Source organism: Paenibacillus sp. 203 (genome assembly GCF_037027525.1).
Taxonomy (GTDB): Bacteria; Bacillota; Bacilli; order Paenibacillales; family Paenibacillaceae; genus Paenibacillus; species Paenibacillus polymyxa_B.
Genome location: NZ_JAXCHD010000004.1, coordinates 361369 through 378146, shown reverse-complemented (window position 1 = coordinate 378146; position 16778 = coordinate 361369). Strand labels below are relative to the sequence as shown.

Below are 16778 nucleotides of genomic sequence, written 5' to 3'. Positions count from 1 at the left end.
TTCCGCCCGTTTCCAATCATTTAGCTCCATTATGAGGCTGCTTTTTGCGTCCCGTCAATGCAAATGAGCTTTTGTACATGGCTCACTTGGGTTACAATAGAAGGAGGCACACATAAATTACACAGTTTATATACGGAGGAATGGACATGCTGTTCATCGACAACCAGGGGATACACGATCCAGCCATTAATCTTGCTATTGAGGAATACGCGCTCAAGCATCTACCGCTGGACGACAGCTATTTGCTGTTTTACATTAATCAGCCTTCTATTATTATAGGCAAGCATCAAAACACTATTGAAGAAATCAACGCCGAGTTTGTTAGGGACAACAATATTCAAGTCGTTCGTCGCCTGTCCGGCGGCGGTGCTGTATATCATGACCTCGGTAATTTAAATTTCAGCTTTATTACCAAGGATAACGGGGAGTCCTTTCATAATTTCCTCAAATTTACGCAACCTGTGATTGATGCCCTGCGCCAAATGGGAGTAGAAGCTGAAATGACAGGCCGCAACGATCTACAGGTCGGAGAACGTAAAATTTCAGGAAACGCCCAATTTGCCACACGCGGACGTATGTTCAGCCACGGTACATTGATGTTTAACCTGAATCTGGACAATGTGGCTGCATCGTTGCATGCCAATCCCGAAAAGTTTAAATCCAAAAGCACAAAATCCGTCCGCAGTCGCGTGGCTAACATCAGCGAACTGATGGACCGTGAGATGACCATAGAGCAATTTCGTGAGGAACTGCTGCGTTTCGTATTCGGTTCAGAATTGGATCAGGTACCTCAATATAAGCTCACCGATACCGATTGGGCCAAAATCCATGAAATTTCCAAAGAACGCTACCAATCGTGGGATTGGAACTACGGTCTATCGCCCGAGAGCAATATCAAGCACACACGTAAATTTCCGGTCGGTATTATTGATATCCGCATGGATCTTAAGGAAGGCTACATCCGTGATATTAAAATCTATGGGGATTTCTTCGGTGTGGGTGACGTTGCTGATATTGAAAATATCCTGCGCGGCAAGCGCTATGATGAAGGTGAGGTACGTCAAGCCTTATCCTCTCTCGATTTGAAGCACTATTTTGGTAATATTGAGCTGGACGATTTTGTTGGACTTGTATTTTTGGAAGACTAACCGTTACTTTTCCCCATCGTTTCAAGCCAATACTTCAGTGGTTATAAGGGGACAGGCTCTTATATGAGCTGTCCCCTTTTCATTGCGATATTGTCATTTTGAATATTATAAGATACAATTTTAGCATTGCCCCATGATAGAGATAAAGGAGAGAATACCGATATGTATAAATTAATTGCCATTGATATTGATGATACACTCATTAACGACCAGAAAGAAGTCACACCAGCGACACAACAGGCATTAGAAGCTGCTGTAGCAAAAGGTGTGGTGGTTACCCTCGCTACTGGACGAGCTTATGCCTCTGCACACAAAATTGCTCGCCAGACGGGTTTGAACGTGCCGATCATTACGTACCAAGGAGCTTTGGTTAAAAACCTGCTGGACGAAAACGTGCTGTATGAGCGTTATGTTCCACTCGTGGCTGCACGTCGTCTGTTTGAATTCTGCGTGGAACGCAATCTGCATCTGCAAACGTATATTGATGACAAATTGTACACACGTGAAGATAATCAGAAAATCAAAGATTACACGGAGCTGAACAACACGGAATATTTTGTAGAGCCTGTATTCAGTAAAGTTATAGAGCAGCCGGCTCCTAAATTGCTGATTATCGACGAGCCTGAAGTGTTGGATGAATTAATTCCTGAACTTCGCGAACTGCTTGGCAATGAAGTTCACATTACAAAATCCAAGCCTCATTTTCTGGAAATTATGCATCATGAAGGCACTAAGGGCCATGCGCTTACCTTCCTTGCAAATCATTTTGGCTGTGAACTGTCGGAAACAATTGCTATCGGTGACTCTTGGAACGACCACGAGATGCTTGAATGCGCTGGTCTCGGCATAGCGATGGAGAATGCCATTCCCGATTTGAAAAAGCTGGCTGATTACATCACTCGCAGCAATAACGAAGACGGTGTTAAGCACGCCATCGACAAATTCGTACTCAACGTTGAATAAAGTAAAAAGTGACTGTTCCCATAATACTTAAATGAAGTAGTACAACAACAAAGCCTCCAAACGTCGCATGTCCAGTAACATACGACAGTTTGGAGGCCTTTTCTGTCAGATCATATAATAACCTGCCCCCTTTAAAATATCAGGCAGCAGAACGTACCTTACGCCTGTTCACCAGACGTATGATTCCATTGTTCATAAGGATTAATCCGGTCACAATGAGCAGCACCCCAGCCAGCATCCACCAGCTTACATGCTCTCCATACAACAACGCTCCCAAGCCCACCGCAATCGGCGGTGATATATACAGCCACGTCGTCGGAAACAGGGGATTTGTACGCTCCATGAGCCAGTAGAACAGTGTATGTGCAATCATCGAACCAAACAGGATCAGATAAAGTAAAGACCCCATGGCAGGAAGGTACTGCCACCCCTCAGAACTCCACGGTTCCGTGTTCGCAGACAGTAACAGCAGCATCCATCCCCCATGGATCATTTGCGCCGCATTCAGGGCAATCGGGTTCGTTTCACGAAATACATCCATCACTCGCTTGGAATACAGAGCTCCCCCGGAATAACACAGCTCCCCCAGCAAAATGACAAGGCATCCCGCCAGCCACAGACCACTGATTTGAACCGCCAATCCGGGCAGCACAACCAGCACCACACCAAGAAAGCTGATCATGCAGCCAACGACCGTAATCCGTGACGTTTTTTGCCGTAGCAGTACAGATTGCAAAATGACGATCATCATCGGCCCGGTAGCTGACAAAATAGCTCCGATCCCGGAGCTGACATATTGCTCTGCCCAATACAAAGCTGAAAATGTACCGAAGGTCGTTCCTGCTCCAATTAGCAACATTTCCTTCCGCCATAATAACGACCATCGTACTTTTCCGGTCAGCTTCATAGCAATGAACAATATCGCCCCTGCCGCGAAAAAACGTACCCCTGCCGATAGGAATGGCGGAAGTCCGGCTTCCACTCCCACTTTTATGGCCAAAAACGTTGTGCCAAAAATAAGACACATTACTGTAAACGCGATACCTATCATGATACGTCCCTCTCCCTTCAGTTGCTTTTAAGCATACAGGGAGACGAACAGAACAGATGTATAACTACAGAACAGTTGTATACGTTTTTGAAGTGCTATATAGTACAATACACAGAAAGGAGCGTGGATAGCATGGTTAAGAACAACAGCGAACTACTCTTTGCAGCCGATCATGCCTTAAAGCTGTATGAGCAGGTTATCCATTATGTAACTGTGCGGATTGATCGCGGGGATTGGCAAACAGACATGAAGCTGCCGTCCGTACGAAGCTTGGCTCAGGAGCTGGGTGTACATCGGCTAACTGTTTTCCGGGCATATCAGGAGATGAAGCAACGGGGACTGGTCTATGTAAAGGACAAATCAGGATATTACGTTCATGCTTCCCAAGCGACTGGGCATGCAAAATATGCTGGCTACTCGGGACATTCGTCCATTGACCTCACGTTTCACTCCGAATCTGCCCATGCGGCAGATGATCCGTCAGTTTCAGCCTGGAGAGGAATGGATGGACTTAGCCGCGTTCAATCCGTAAATACGAATTTCCAGTTTTCCAAAGCGCTGATTGACCCCTCTCTCCTGCCCAATCGATTTTGGGGAGAGCTAATGATACAGGTATTTGAAAAGCATCCGAAAGTAGCAGCCACCTATTCCGCTGTGCAGGGTGATGCCGAGCTTCGGGAGGCCATGGCGCAGCATTTTAGCGTGGATAAGCATTTTGCTTTATCACCGGATGAAGTGCTGATTACCTCCGGAGCACAGCAAGCCATTGATTTAATTGGCCGATCTCTGCTCCGTACAGGAGACCGTGTATTGATCGAACGCCCTGCCTATGGCCCCGCTATGGAAATATTCCGTAGACTCGGCGCACGTCTGACTATGACTGATATTCGACCAGAAGGTTATGATCTGGACCAGATTGAGTGGTGCATGAAAACGGAAAGACCACGCCTCTTTTATATGAATCCAACATTCCACAACCCGACGGGCTTTACAGTCCCCGATGAGCAGCGCAAACGACTGCCTGAACTAGCCGAGCGCTATGGGTGCCTCATTGTTGAGGATGACAGCACCTATGACATTAGCTTTGGGCAAAAGCCCCCTTCTCCGATTTTCGCCTATGATGTTTCGGGAAGCGTCGTCTACATTCGAAGTTACAGTAAATATGTCGCACCCGGTCTACGAATCGCAGCCGTGACCTGCCGACCACAGCTCATGAACAGCCTGCTGAACGTCAAAGCGTTAGTGGACAATGGATCGCCACTGCTGAATCAAAAGCTGTTTTTAGAATACTTTCAATCTCCACGTATGCAGCAGCATATTAAAAAGCTATGTATCGCGCTCCAGATTCGTAAGGAAACGATGGAAGACAGTCTCCGCGACTCCGGTTGGACGTGGACCAGCCCGGCAGGGGGACTCAACCTGTGGCTCCAGCTGCCTTCTACGTTGAAACCTAATGAATTACTTGCCAAAAGTTTACAAGAGTCTGTATCCTTTGTCCCCGGCAATGTATTTGATCCCATCGGCGCAGAGGGTAAAACGCATGTACGGCTGTCCTATTCATACGCCAACGAGCTACAAATCAAAGAAGGAATCTCCACACTTCTACGTATCAGTCAAACGATGCAAAGGTAAAGGTCACCTTTATTCTAACGGCAAACTCATGCCGGTGTGTGCCAAGCTAATCCCTTCCAGAAGCCCATAGTTGCGTGTGACATCCACATCATGGGACATATGTGTAAACACTGTGCTTTCGGGTTTAAGCCTTCCTATAAGCTCCTGAGCCTCCAGCATGTCATATACGGAACGGGTGGCATACTCGGCCTCCTCATGATAAAAACTCGTTCCCAGGACGAGCAAATTCAGATTGTGCAAGGGCAGAATTTCCGTCTCATTCAATCCAATCGAATCCGAACAGTAAGCCAACGAGAAACCGTCCTTTTCCAGACGATAAGCGTAGGCATATCCGTTCTTCCCGTGATTCACACGCCATCCCCGGATATTCCACCCGCCAAGTTGGGCTCCCTGGTCTACTGGAATAAGATCCAAGTTTCCAGAGAGCCAGGAAAATTGACGCAAGATCGTGTCGATCACTTCCTGTGGCGCGTACAAGCGACCTCTGTTCCCAGTCCAGCGACAGGCATCTGCCCATTCTGGTAATCCTCCAATATGGTCAAAATGTGCATGTGTCACAAGGATCGTAGAGATAAAACGCAGACCGCGCAATTCTAGCTGTCTGCGCCAGTCCGGGCCACAATCAATCATAAAGTCCTCCGTCTCGCTTTCGATCAGCACAGACGATCTCAATCTTACATTCGCCCCTGTCGTGCGAGCTTCTGTGCATACGAGACAATCACAATATACACGCGGAACCCCCATTGCATCCCCCGTGCCAAGAAAAATAAGCCGATTCATGGTTTAACTCCTATCTACCTGGGTCTTTTTACTACTATTATAACGAACGGACCGATTCTACGTAAATCATCTGCGTAAATCCTTCCAGCGTCCAACGCCAAAAGGAGCATGCCCAAAGCCGTGAAATCCGGCTAGACATCCCCTCATGCGTGATCGTATTTATTTTCAAATGATGATAGGCATTGGATCTTCCTTCAGGCGGTTTTCCACCATCCAGCTGGACTGGTCATTATAGAGATAGGCTCGATGCACCAACACTCGCACCTGCTGACCAGGTTCCAGCGTAGACTTCTCCAGCGAGCGGTATGTCATGAGACGATGATCCCCGACCTGTACTTCAACCATCCACTCACTTCCACGAAAATGCAAATGCTTCACTGTGCCTTCCTCGGTCGCCGACAGAAGCGTAAATTCCTCGCTTGGCCCGACATCAATATACTCTGGACGGATCAAGGCACGTGTTCCCAGTCCAGCAGCTTCTTCGAAGCCTCTGAGACTGCCTGCCTGTTCAATCACCGTAGATTCCCCAATAAAGGAAGCCACGAACGGAGTACCCGGTTTTTTATAAATATCCCAAGGTGTTCCCTTCTGCTCCAGTCGTCCCTGATTAATCACCATAATTTCATCCGCTACTTCAATCGCCTCATCCTGATCATGGGTGACAAAAATTGAAGTAATACCCACCCGCTCAATCAACTCTCGCAGCCAGGTGCGCAGCTCCTGACGAATCTTGGCATCAATAGCTGCAAAAGGCTCATCCAACAGCAGCAATTGAGGCTCTGGTGCCAAAGCACGCGCAAAGGCAACCCGCTGTCGCTGTCCACCTGACAACTGATGCGGATAACGATGCTCAAATCCTTTGAGCCCCGTTAGTTCGACCAACTCTGTGACCCGTTCCTTGATGCGGGTTTTGGAGCTTTTTTTCACTTTCAGGCCAAAGGCAATATTGTCGTAGACGCTCATGTGCTTGAACAACGCATAGTTTTGAAATACAAATCCGATTCCACGTTCCTGCGGGGACAGCTCGTTTACCCTTTTTCCATGAAAATGAATTTCTCCCGCATCCGGTTGCTCCAGACCCGCCAAAATGCGAAGAATGGAGGTTTTCCCCCCACCACTTGGACCGAGTAAGCCAATAAGATGGCCTGCCTGAATATCAAAAGATACGTCCTTTACTGCATGAAAATTACCGAAATGCTTGTTTAATCCTCTTACTTCCACATGCATATCCGTACACTTCCTTTCCGCTTCTGGACCTGTTCAGGAACAGCAGCAGCCTTGCTTCCCGCAAAGCACGTACCTCATTTGAAATCATTTAATTATTCCAATGTATATACTATGTTTTTTCTTATGTGATACTTTATCAAAGGAAAGTAATTTTCGTCAACTATATATTATATTAGGAATTAAAAGGGTAAAGTATTAGGAAGAAAGGAGATGGAGTTATTGTTGCATACTTTAGAATTATCCACTACACGGCGAGATGAAATGCGCGATATTACACGAGAGGTTGCTTCATTGATCAAAAAAAGCGGGGTACAACAAGGAACCGCACTTGTTTATTGTCCACACACGACAGCCGGCATCGCCATTAATGAAAATGCAGACCCAGACGTCAAACATGATGTGATATTAAGACTAGATGAAGTTTATCCGTGGGAGCATCCTCAATATCGCCATATGGAGGGAAATACAGCTTCCCACCTAAAATCCATTACGACAGGCCCCTCACAAACGATCATCATCCATGATGGAAAGCTGTTGCTCGGACGATGGCAGGGACTTTATTTTTGTGAATTCGACGGACCACGCAGACGCCAATACCATGTAAAGATCATGAAGGGCTGACGGACCGGGTAAAAAAACAGACCATGATGTTTTCCTACTGGATGCATCATCGTCTGTTAAATTCTCAGTCGCTTTCGCAAAGTACCGTAATGATAAGTCACCGTCATGAAGTGCATACACCCAGAAAAGCGCCCTACATGTTCATGGCTGAAGTGTGTGAATGCAGGTACGCTCATAGGTGTCTGCACAGCAGCTTTACATGTGCTAAAGCAGCGGGCCTAATTTCTTCAAATGTTAAACCGTCCTGAATATAAAATGATACAAAGCCATGCATGGATAAAAACAGACTTTTCGGTACCCTAGAGCAATATTCCTCCGAATGCCCCTGACCACTCAATTCTTGACGGATCATGGACGCAAATAGTTCCACACAACGGTTTTGCTCTGTGCGACAGTATGCAAATAGTTCTTCATCGTGCATCATGAACATAATTTCGTATTGATATGGATTTTCCAAACCAAAACGGATAAATTCCAGCATCAAGTACTCCAACCTGCTCAAGCCATCATCAGGCGTACCTGTTGCTGCTTGCAGTAGAATCCCACGCAATGTATTAAAATCTTCAATTACAATGGCATAGAACAGTTCAGCCTTCTCTTTAAAATGATAATATAACGAACCATGACTGTAACCCAGATGCTGGCCAATGCTGCGCATTGAAATCGCACGGTAGCCCTTGGTAATAAACAAGTGCCTGGCCGCTTCCAGAATCCGCCCTCTTGACAACTCCTGTTCTACTGCTCTTCTAGCCATATTATTTATTCCCCTTCAATAAAGTAAAGCTGCTCTCCCTCCGACACAAGCGATTGCCCCTGCGTCAAGTCTGTTATCCAGTTGCTGAAGGATTCCGCATCACCAGCCAGCGGCAGACAGGTTAAGGTAACTTTATCCGTAAACATTGTTTCTCCAGTGCGGATGCTGCGATTGCGTAATTCATTTTCCACTTTGCCCAACCAGGTATAATCCAATTCTACAAAAACTTCACGATGCAGCACACGTGTAATTGCATCTCCTGCCTCGATTGCTGCAACAGCACCATCGGAATACGCGCGAATCAGACCGCCTGCTCCCAACAAAATCCCACCAAAGTAACGGGTAACAACAATAGCGACATTTTTTAGCTTCTGGTTGCGGATCACCTCCAAAATAGGCTTTCCAGCCGTACCACTCGGTTCTCCGTCATCCGATTGCTTTTGGATTTCGTCTCTTTCCCCAATCATGTAAGCAGAACAATTATGGGTAGCATTCCAATGCTCTTTTTTGATGCGCTCTATGAAAGCAACTGCTTCTTCCTCAGTTTGAACAGGCTGAATATGGCCGATAAAACGGGATTTTCGGATCACAATTTCCTTGTTGCCGGCACCGCGTACGGTTCGGTATTGTTCCAACATACACGTATAACCTTCCTTACTTCATTTTACAAGAAAGCAGTCCCCCGCTTCTGGCAGCTGGTGAACTGCTTTCCTGTACTTTAATTGATGCTATACACTATAACACTTCTGACCGAAATCCTGTTTCGAATCAGAGATTACAGCACTCTTATTCAGACAATCTCGCTTCAAGCTCAGCTTTTTCTTTTTCGAAGCCTGGTTTGCCGAGCAGCGCAAACATGTTCTTCTTGTAAGCTTCTACGCCCGGTTGATCGAACGGATTTACACCCAACAGGTAGCCGCTGATGCCGCAAGCTTTTTCGAAGAAATAAGCAAGATAGCCGAAAGAGTAAGGGCTTAAGTCAGGAATATTTACAATCAAGTTCGGTACTTGTCCGTCTGTGTGAGCCAGCAATGTACCTTGGAATGCTTTTTTGTTTACAAAATCCACAGTTTTGCCTGCCAGGAAATTCAGTCCGTCCAGATCATCCTCATCTGCTTCGATGGTGATGTGACTTGGTACATTTTCTACTTGGATTACCGTTTCAAAAATGTTGCGGCTGCCTTCCTGAATGAATTGTCCCATGGAATGCAGATCTGTCGAGAAATCAACAGAAGCAGGATAAATGCCTTTGTAATCCTTGCCTTCGCTTTCTCCGTACAACTGTTTCCACCACTCGGATACAAAATGAAGAGACGGCTCATAGTTTACGAGAATTTCAATTGCTTTACCTTTGCGGTACAAAGCGTTACGAACGGCTGCATATTGATAAGCTTCGTTCTCAGCTACATTCGGGTTGCTGTACTCTTTGGAAGCGTCTGCCGCCCCCTGCATCATTTCCTCGATGTTAATGCCTGCAGTAGCAATCGGCAACAAGCCTACTGCTGTCAGCACGGAGTAACGACCACCCACGTCATCAGGAATAATGAAGGATTCGTAGCCTTCTTCGTTAGCCAATTTTTTCAAAGCGCCACGTTCTTTATCCGTCGTTGCATAAATACGCTTGCGTGCTTCTTCTTTACCGTATTTTTTCTCCAGAGCTGCACGGAATACGCGGAATGCGATCGCTGGCTCTGTTGTCGTACCTGATTTGGAAATGACGTTCACAGAGAAGTCTTTACCTTCAATCAGTTCCAACAGATGATTCACATATGTAGAGCTGATGTTATTACCAGCAAAATAGATAGCTGGACCCTTACGTTGATCTTTAGGCAGCGCATTGTAGAAAGAATGCGACAGCATTTCGATCGCAGCACGTGCTCCAAGGTAGGAACCACCGATACCGATTACGATCAATACTTCGGAATCGCTTTGAATTTTAGCAGCAGCCTTTTGGATGCGCGCAAACTCTTCTTTATCATAATTGGTAGGCAGGTCAATCCAACCCAAGAAATCGGACCCTACACCGGTTTGGTTGTGCAGTTGCTCATGAGCCAGCTTGATGGGCTCTGCAAAATAATCAATTTCGTGCTGACCTATAAAGGAGAGCGCTTTAGTGTAATCAAAATTAACTTTTTTAGACATGTTTGGAACCTCCTGTTTGGTATTACTAAGACCATGAATACGAACATAAGGACTTAGGAATAGGATACTTTAATTTGCGGGGCCTGACAAGCTTGCGTTACCTGTGTATCCTGTGCTTGACAGCCCCTCCTGTAGATAGGGTAGCATGCCCATGCTACAATTAACTGAGATCAACCTGTTTTATATTCATTTCAAGCCGAACTCGCAATCTGCATCGGACGGCAACTTCCAACAAGAAAGGTGATTAGCAATGAAAAATATCGGATTTATCGGACTGGGCACCATGGGCGCCCCGATGGCATCCAATCTGCTAAAGCAGGGATTCGGAGTCACAGTTTATAATCGTACCGCTTCGCGCTGCGAACCACTGGCAGAGCAAGGTGCACGTACAGCTTCAACTCCTCGTGAAGCAGCTGAAGGTCAGCACTTGGTCATTACCATGGTCAGCGATGATCACTCCATTCGTGACATCTATTACGGCGATGACGGCGTGTTTGCCGGACTTACGGCTGGCATGACCGTGATGGACAACAGTACGATTTCACCTGAACTGGTCAAGCAACTGGCCGCCGAAGCGGACAAGATGGGTTGCTCTTTCATTGATGCACCCGTAACAGGCAGTAAGCCTGCTGCTGTAGACGGTACACTTGTGTTCATGGTTGGCGGTAATGCAGAAGCCATTGCGGCACAATCAGATGTTTTTGATACCCTGGGCAAAAAGGTACTTCATATGGGACCTAATGGCAGCGGGGCCGTAGCCAAGCTCGCTCATAATACGATGGTGGGTATTCATAACCTCGCTCTGGCTGAGGGCTTTGCTATCGCGGCTAAATCCGGCATCCCGGCAGACAGCTTCCTTGAATTGGTACAACTCGGATCGGCAGGCAGCAAGGCCGCTGACCTGAAAGGGCGCAAAATCATTGAACATGATTTTAGCAACCAGTTCTCACTTGCCTTGATGCTTAAGGACTTGAAGCTTGCTTCCTCACTAACAGACAGCCTGTCCATCCCTGCACCTATGTTATCCATTGCCAAAAGCCTGTTTCAAGCCGGGCAAACACAAGGCTACGGCGATGAAGACCTATCCGCTGTCGTGAAGACATACGAAGCATGGATTGGCCACACCATTGGTGGTCAACCTCTCGAATAAGCTGCACCTTTCTTTGTAACCATACGGCTGTGCTTGTGTACATATGGCATAGCTTTAGGGTAAGCACACTTGGCTTGAAGGCTGAGTGTACTTACCCTTTTTAGCTTTTATTCGGGATAAGAACAGCAATAATCAGTTACACTTCGTACTTCCAGCTTGAATGAAGACTTTGCAGGTACGTGAAAGGTTGCCGTCCCTTGTATTTCTAGCCATTCCTCAGTACCTGGAAGCAACACTCTCAAATCCCCTGCCAAAATCTCCATGATCTCACGGGAATCCGTGCCGAACTCATACGTTCCTGGCAGCATAATACCCAGTGTAACCTTACTGCCGTCACCCAGGATGACTGTACGGCTTGTAACCTGACCATCGTAATAAACGTTTGCTTTTTTAACTACGCTTACTCCATCGAACTGTGTCATTCGTTATCCCCTCATCTGCTCTCAATGGTTGAATGAATATTGGTGCATCATAACATAGATTTGATTCCAGCTTCAGTATGAAAATACACACTGTATCACCGTATCCTATACATTGGAATTCAATAGTGATTTCATTGCAAAGCATCAACTGTATGAAACAAACAGCCGTAAGCCTTTCTCAGGTTACGACTGTCTGTTTTAGATGCTCAGTGTTTTATTTCAACAAAGCTTTCACACGGCTAACAACATTCTCTACTGTAAAACCGTATTCCTTAATTACGCGGTCGCCAGGTGCGGATGCACCGAACGTGCTGATACCGAGAATGTCGCCTTGATCGCCAACATATTTTTCCCAGCCCAGTGGATACGCCATTTCGACAGCCAAACGAGCTTTCACTTCTGGCAGCAGAACGGAATCTTTGTATGCTTTGTCTTGTTTTTCGAACAGATCCCAGCTTGGGAAGCTGACAACACGTACTTGAATACCTTGTTCTGCCAGTGCTTCCTGAGCTTTAACAGCCAATTGCACTTCGGAGCCTGTAGCCAGAATTTGAGCAACCGGTTTGCCGTCTGTTGCATCTGCAACCACATAAGCACCACGTTTGATACCTTCGCGTGCATGCTCAGCACTAGCAGCCAGGATTGGCAGGTTTTGACGAGTCAATACCAGAGCAACCGGGTTTTTCTTGTTTTCCAATGTATAAGCCCAAGCAGCAGAAGTTTCATTACCGTCCGCCGGACGAATTACTGTCAGGTTCGGGATAATACGCAGGGAAGCCAATTGTTCGATCGGCTCATGAGTCGGACCATCTTCACCTACAGCAATACTGTCGTGAGTCAGAACGTAGGTTACAGGCAATCCCATCAGAGCTGCCAGACGAACGGCTGGACGCAGATAGTCTGTAAATACGAAGAATGTACCGCCGAATACTTTTACACCTTGGTGCAACGCCATACCGTTCATCGCAGCAGCCATACCAAATTCACGGATACCGAAATAGATGTTACGGCCGGCGTAGTCTTCTGGCGTAAAGTTCGTCAGGTTGTTCAAATGTGTCATCGTGGAGCTCTCCAGATCGGCAGATCCGCCTGTCAGGAAAGGTACGTTTGGAGCCAATCCATTCAGAGCATTACCAGAAGCTACACGAGTCGAAACGGCTTTGTCTCCAGTCGTGTATTTCGGAAGATCACGATCCCATCCTTCTGGAAGATCGCCGTTTACAGCTGTTTCGAACTGAGCTGCCAAATCAGGGTGAGCTGCTTTGTATTTCGCAAACTGTTCATCCCATGCTTTGTTCGCCGCGATACCGCGCTCTTTTACTTTAGCAAAATGCTCGCGAACCTCTTGTGGTACGTGGAAGTCCTCTTCGTATACCCATTTGTAGAATTCTTTAGTCAGCTTAGCTTCTTCTGATCCCAGCGGGGAACCATGAGTACCACCGTGTCCGCCTTTACCTTGTTTGTTCGGGCTTCCGTAGCCGATAACTGTTTTCACTTCAATCAGCGTAGGGCGTGTCGAGTCGACTTGCGCTTCTTCAATGGCTTTTTGGATGGCTGGAAGGTCGTTACCATCTTCTACGCGCAGTACTTGCCAGTTGTAAGCTTCAAAACGTTTGGCAACACTCTCGGAAGAGGACAGATTAAGCTTGCCGTCCAGTGTAATATCATTGGAATCAAACAATACAATCAGCTTGCCCAGCTGTAAGCGACCAGCCAACGAAGCAGCCTCGTGAGAAATACCTTCCATCAGATCGCCATCGCCGCAGATTGCATATGTGAAGTGATCTACAACTTTAAATTCGTCTTTATTATATGTTGCGCCCAGTTGAGCTTCAGCCATTGCCATACCAACGGACATTGCGAGACCTTGTCCCAGAGGTCCGGTTGTAGCATCTACACCAGCAGTGTGGCCAAACTCAGGGTGTCCCGGTGTAAGGCTTCCCCATTGACGGAATTGTTTCAGTTCTTCCATAGGAAGATCATAGCCGGTCAGGTGCAGAAGGCTGTATAGCAACATGGAACCGTGTCCTGCGGACAATACAAAACGGTCACGGTTAACCCATGTAGGTTGATCGGGATTATGATTCATCGTTTTAGCAAAAAGTTGGTATCCCATTGGCGCGGAGCCCATCGGCATACCAGGATGTCCCGAGTTTGCTTTCTCGATGGCGTCAATTGCCAACGTACGAATAGTTGTGATGGACAAATTGTCGATCGTGGAGTTTTCATCCTTTTGGATCGCTTGGTTCTGGTCAGTCATGGTTAGCCTCCTCATATTGTAAAAAGTATGTCAATTGCATTCGGTCATACTCTTCAACATCACCGTCTGATACAAAAACGATGTCTGTTGAAGTGAGTGAATCTGCTTGAATGTTTCAATATGACTTATACATTCTTAAGTATTGTACCATTTGCCGTGAAAGTTTGCCAGATCGTTTATAAAGATGATTGTGGAAATGTTGTACCGAGTCCTCATATAAATATACCCGTAATGTATTAACCTCATTTAAAAAATTATAAAATCACAAAAAAATATTATGTACTGACCATTTATAAGGCAAATAACTCACATAAAAAAACAAAGCCCGTTATGCGGCGGGCTTTGTTTAACAAAAAAATATATATTCACAAATTTTCTTCTAAAATTTTAAGATTAGTTAAAAACGACCGTTTTGTTCTCATGCACCAGAATACGATCCTCTGCATGCCATTTCACGGCTCTTGCCAAAACGACCCGCTCTATGGTGCGACCGATCCGTTTTAGCTCATTTACATCATCTCCATGACTTACCCGCTGCACGTCCTGCTCAATGATCGGGCCGCCGTCCAATTCTTCAGTTACATAATGCGCAGTAGCACCAATAATTTTCACACCGCGATTATAGGCTTGGGCATATGGCTTCCCACCCACGAATGCAGGCAGAAAGGAATGATGGATATTGATAATTCGGTTGCGATAATGCTCAATAAACTTGGGAGAAATAATCTGCATGTAACGGGCCAAAATGATAACGTCAATGTCTTCGCCAATGACCTCTAGTTGACGGCGCTCCGCCTCCGGTTTGGTATCGGCGGTTACCGGAATATGGTAATACGGGATGCCAAATGATTCCACATACTCCTTCATATCCGGATGATTACTAACTACCAATGAAATATCCGCGTCCAGATCTCCTGCCTGCCATTGCCACAGCAGTTCTACCAAACAGTGATCTTCTTTGGAAACGAAAATAGCCAGTTTTTTCTTGCGGCTGACCGCAGAAATCGTCCACTCCATACGGAATTGCTCAGCAACAGCGGCAAAATCCTGCTCCAACTGTGGCTGGGTTGCACTCAAATTCGGCAGATCAAATTCAATCCGCATAAAAAACATACCGCCGGACGGGTCCATTGTATATTGGTCAGATTGAACGATATTGGCCCCATGCTCATACAAAAAACGGGACACGGCCGCTACAATACCTGGTCCGTCTGGACAAGATACAAGCATACGCGCGCGGTTTTCATGGGCTGATAGAGTGCTATTTGGCTGATGTTTTACGTGAATTTCCATGTGGCTATTAATCCCCCTTAGCTTATACCGTCACTGGCAAATGACTGCCGGCAAACCAGGCAATCAACCGTTGATTAATGTGTTCTTCGCTCAAATCTGGAAATAGTGCTGCTTCCGTTATCATGTCATACAAACGCTCCAACGGCTCACGTGGATCGGCTTTTCTTGCTTTGGCATCATTTTTCAGCAGAGTCCAGGTGTCCAGCACAAATTTACGGACATCCACATCCTGTTTTTTGAAAAACGAATGCAATTGCTCTACCTGACCCAAAAACTCATCCCCAAAGCGCTCCTTTACATTTCCTCGGAGCAGGGCAATTTCAACCTCATACATCGGACGCTGAGTTTTGGCTTCCTTCCCAATCCATGGCGTCTCCAAAATAAACGGACGTCCTTGAAGTGCTTCATGATGCACCACATTATGAATCGTCTGATAGCCAATCCAGCCTGATCCGATCGGAGTATGTCGGTCTTTATGAGCGCCAACTGGATTTTTACTGTCATTAATGTGAACAACTGCGATGCGATTCAAGCCGACAATGCGGTCAAATTGCTCTAATACACCGTCCAGATCATTTACGATATCATAACCCGCATCGTGAATGTGACAGGTGTCCATACAAACTGTAAGACGCTCGTTATGCTCTACTTTATCTATAATGGAGGCAATCTCCTCAAAGCTACGACCCATTTCCGTTCCTTTGCCTGCCATCGTTTCAAGCGCAATGTTAACATCTGTCTCCTTCACACCGTTTAGTACCTCGTTCAAACCATCAGCAATACGCCCAATTCCGTATTCTGCATCCTTATCGGTAAAAGCGCCTGGATGCAGCACGATATTTTTCACACCAATCGCGTGTGTGCGTCGAATTTCCTCCTGAAGAAAGCTGACCGCAAGCTCATAGGTATTTTCTTTGTAAGAGCCAAGGTTGATGATATACGGGGCATGCACCACGATATCTTCCATTCCCTTCTCAGCCATTAACTGCTTGCCTTCCTCCAAATACATGGACTCCATCGGCTTACGGCGCGTGTTTTGCGGTGCTCCCGTGTATATCATAAAGGAGCTGGACCCGTAAGAAGACGCTTCTTTTGTAGCGCTGAGCAGACCCTTGTCCGAGAAGGACACATGAGAACCAATTTTCAGCATGATTCTGATTCATCCCCTTATCCTGTTATGCTTGTCTTATTTTAATTTAATCATTTTAACGTGATTATTGAAATCAAACAACATAGCTTTTATGGCAGCTTTCTTAAATGACTCTATTAAGGGAACACGTAGATAAAGTACACATCCGAATATATGTTAGTCATACGAGGGTAAATAAAATCATG

General features: G+C 46.2%; 15 protein-coding genes. 5 read left to right on the top strand and 10 right to left on the bottom strand.

The genetic code is table 11. The features are described 5' to 3' along the window. Positions 1–146: 146 nt before the first annotated feature. Positions 147–1148 (top strand): lipoate--protein ligase, encoded by a 1002-nt coding sequence (locus WA407_RS11165; RefSeq protein ID WP_061829624.1) that lies wholly within the window; start codon positions 147–149, stop codon positions 1146–1148. 162 nt (positions 1149–1310) lie between these two features. Beyond that, positions 1311–2111, top strand: a complete 801-nt coding sequence (locus WA407_RS11160; protein ID WP_061829546.1) for a Cof-type HAD-IIB family hydrolase — start codon at positions 1311–1313, stop codon at positions 2109–2111. A 139-nt stretch (positions 2112–2250) separates the two neighbouring features. Here WA407_RS11160 and WA407_RS11155 read toward each other — a convergent pair whose 3' ends face one another. Beyond that, positions 2251–3162 carry a DMT family transporter gene (locus WA407_RS11155; protein ID WP_061829547.1) on the bottom strand — a complete coding sequence of 304 codons (912 nt, stop codon included), beginning with the start codon at positions 3160–3162 and terminating at the stop codon, positions 2251–2253. 132 nt (positions 3163–3294) lie between these two features. Between WA407_RS11155 and WA407_RS11150 the strand changes: the two genes are divergently transcribed. After that, positions 3295–4794: an aminotransferase-like domain-containing protein gene (locus WA407_RS11150; RefSeq protein ID WP_336077374.1), complete on the top strand. Its 1500-nt coding sequence runs from the start codon at positions 3295–3297 to the stop codon at positions 4792–4794. 9 nt (positions 4795–4803) lie between these two features. Here the strand turns inward: WA407_RS11150 and WA407_RS11145 are convergent, their stop codons facing one another. Both WA407_RS11145 and WA407_RS11140 read right to left on the bottom strand, forming a co-directional pair. Then, a complete protein-coding gene (locus WA407_RS11145) occupies positions 4804–5574 on the bottom strand; it encodes an MBL fold metallo-hydrolase (protein WP_336077373.1) in 771 nt (256 codons plus the stop codon). Positions 5575–5739: 165 nt separating this feature from the next. Further along, positions 5740–6801: a sulfate/molybdate ABC transporter ATP-binding protein gene (locus WA407_RS11140; protein WP_103047598.1), complete on the bottom strand. Its 1062-nt coding sequence runs from the start codon at positions 6799–6801 to the stop codon at positions 5740–5742. Between the two features lie 219 nt (positions 6802–7020). On the opposite strand from WA407_RS11140, the gene WA407_RS11135 reads away from it, so the two are divergent. Continuing rightward, positions 7021–7422, top strand: a complete 402-nt coding sequence (locus WA407_RS11135; RefSeq protein WP_336077469.1) for a secondary thiamine-phosphate synthase enzyme YjbQ — start codon at positions 7021–7023, stop codon at positions 7420–7422. A 172-nt stretch (positions 7423–7594) separates the two neighbouring features. Here WA407_RS11135 and WA407_RS11130 read toward each other — a convergent pair whose 3' ends face one another. The 3 genes from WA407_RS11130 to WA407_RS11120 all read right to left on the bottom strand — a co-directional run bounded on the left by WA407_RS11130 (position 7595) and on the right by WA407_RS11120 (position 10318). Beyond that, entirely contained in the window at positions 7595–8176 is a 582-nt protein-coding gene (locus WA407_RS11130; protein WP_061829550.1) for a TetR/AcrR family transcriptional regulator, read from the bottom strand. 5 nt (positions 8177–8181) lie between these two features. Further along, on the bottom strand, positions 8182–8814 hold the full coding sequence (locus WA407_RS11125) for a YigZ family protein (RefSeq protein ID WP_029516377.1): 633 nt from the start codon (positions 8812–8814) through the stop codon (positions 8182–8184). Positions 8815–8962: 148 nt separating this feature from the next. Next, positions 8963–10318, bottom strand: coding sequence for a glucose-6-phosphate isomerase (locus tag WA407_RS11120; RefSeq protein ID WP_235307810.1), 1356 nt, complete (start codon positions 10316–10318; stop codon positions 8963–8965). A 250-nt stretch (positions 10319–10568) separates the two neighbouring features. On the opposite strand from WA407_RS11120, the gene WA407_RS11115 reads away from it, so the two are divergent. After that, positions 10569–11468 (top strand): NAD(P)-dependent oxidoreductase, encoded by a 900-nt coding sequence (locus tag WA407_RS11115; protein WP_336077372.1) that lies wholly within the window; start codon positions 10569–10571, stop codon positions 11466–11468. Positions 11469–11575: 107 nt separating this feature from the next. Here the strand turns inward: WA407_RS11115 and ppnP are convergent, their stop codons facing one another. From ppnP to WA407_RS11095, 4 genes are all read right to left on the bottom strand, one after another. Next, a complete protein-coding gene (gene ppnP, locus WA407_RS11110; RefSeq protein ID WP_013309288.1) occupies positions 11576–11890 on the bottom strand; it encodes a pyrimidine/purine nucleoside phosphorylase in 315 nt (104 codons plus the stop codon). Positions 11891–12104: 214 nt separating this feature from the next. Further along, entirely contained in the window at positions 12105–14150 is a 2046-nt protein-coding gene (tkt, locus tag WA407_RS11105; RefSeq protein ID WP_336077371.1) for a transketolase, read from the bottom strand. Between the two features lie 393 nt (positions 14151–14543). Beyond that, the gene (gene purU, locus WA407_RS11100) at positions 14544–15443 is read right to left on the bottom strand and encodes a formyltetrahydrofolate deformylase (protein ID WP_336077370.1); all 900 of its coding nucleotides are present in this window, start codon (positions 15441–15443) and stop codon (positions 14544–14546) included. Between the two features lie 22 nt (positions 15444–15465). Then, positions 15466–16593, bottom strand: a complete 1128-nt coding sequence (locus WA407_RS11095) for a deoxyribonuclease IV (RefSeq protein ID WP_235307806.1) — start codon at positions 16591–16593, stop codon at positions 15466–15468. Between the last annotated feature and the right edge of the window lie 185 nt (positions 16594–16778).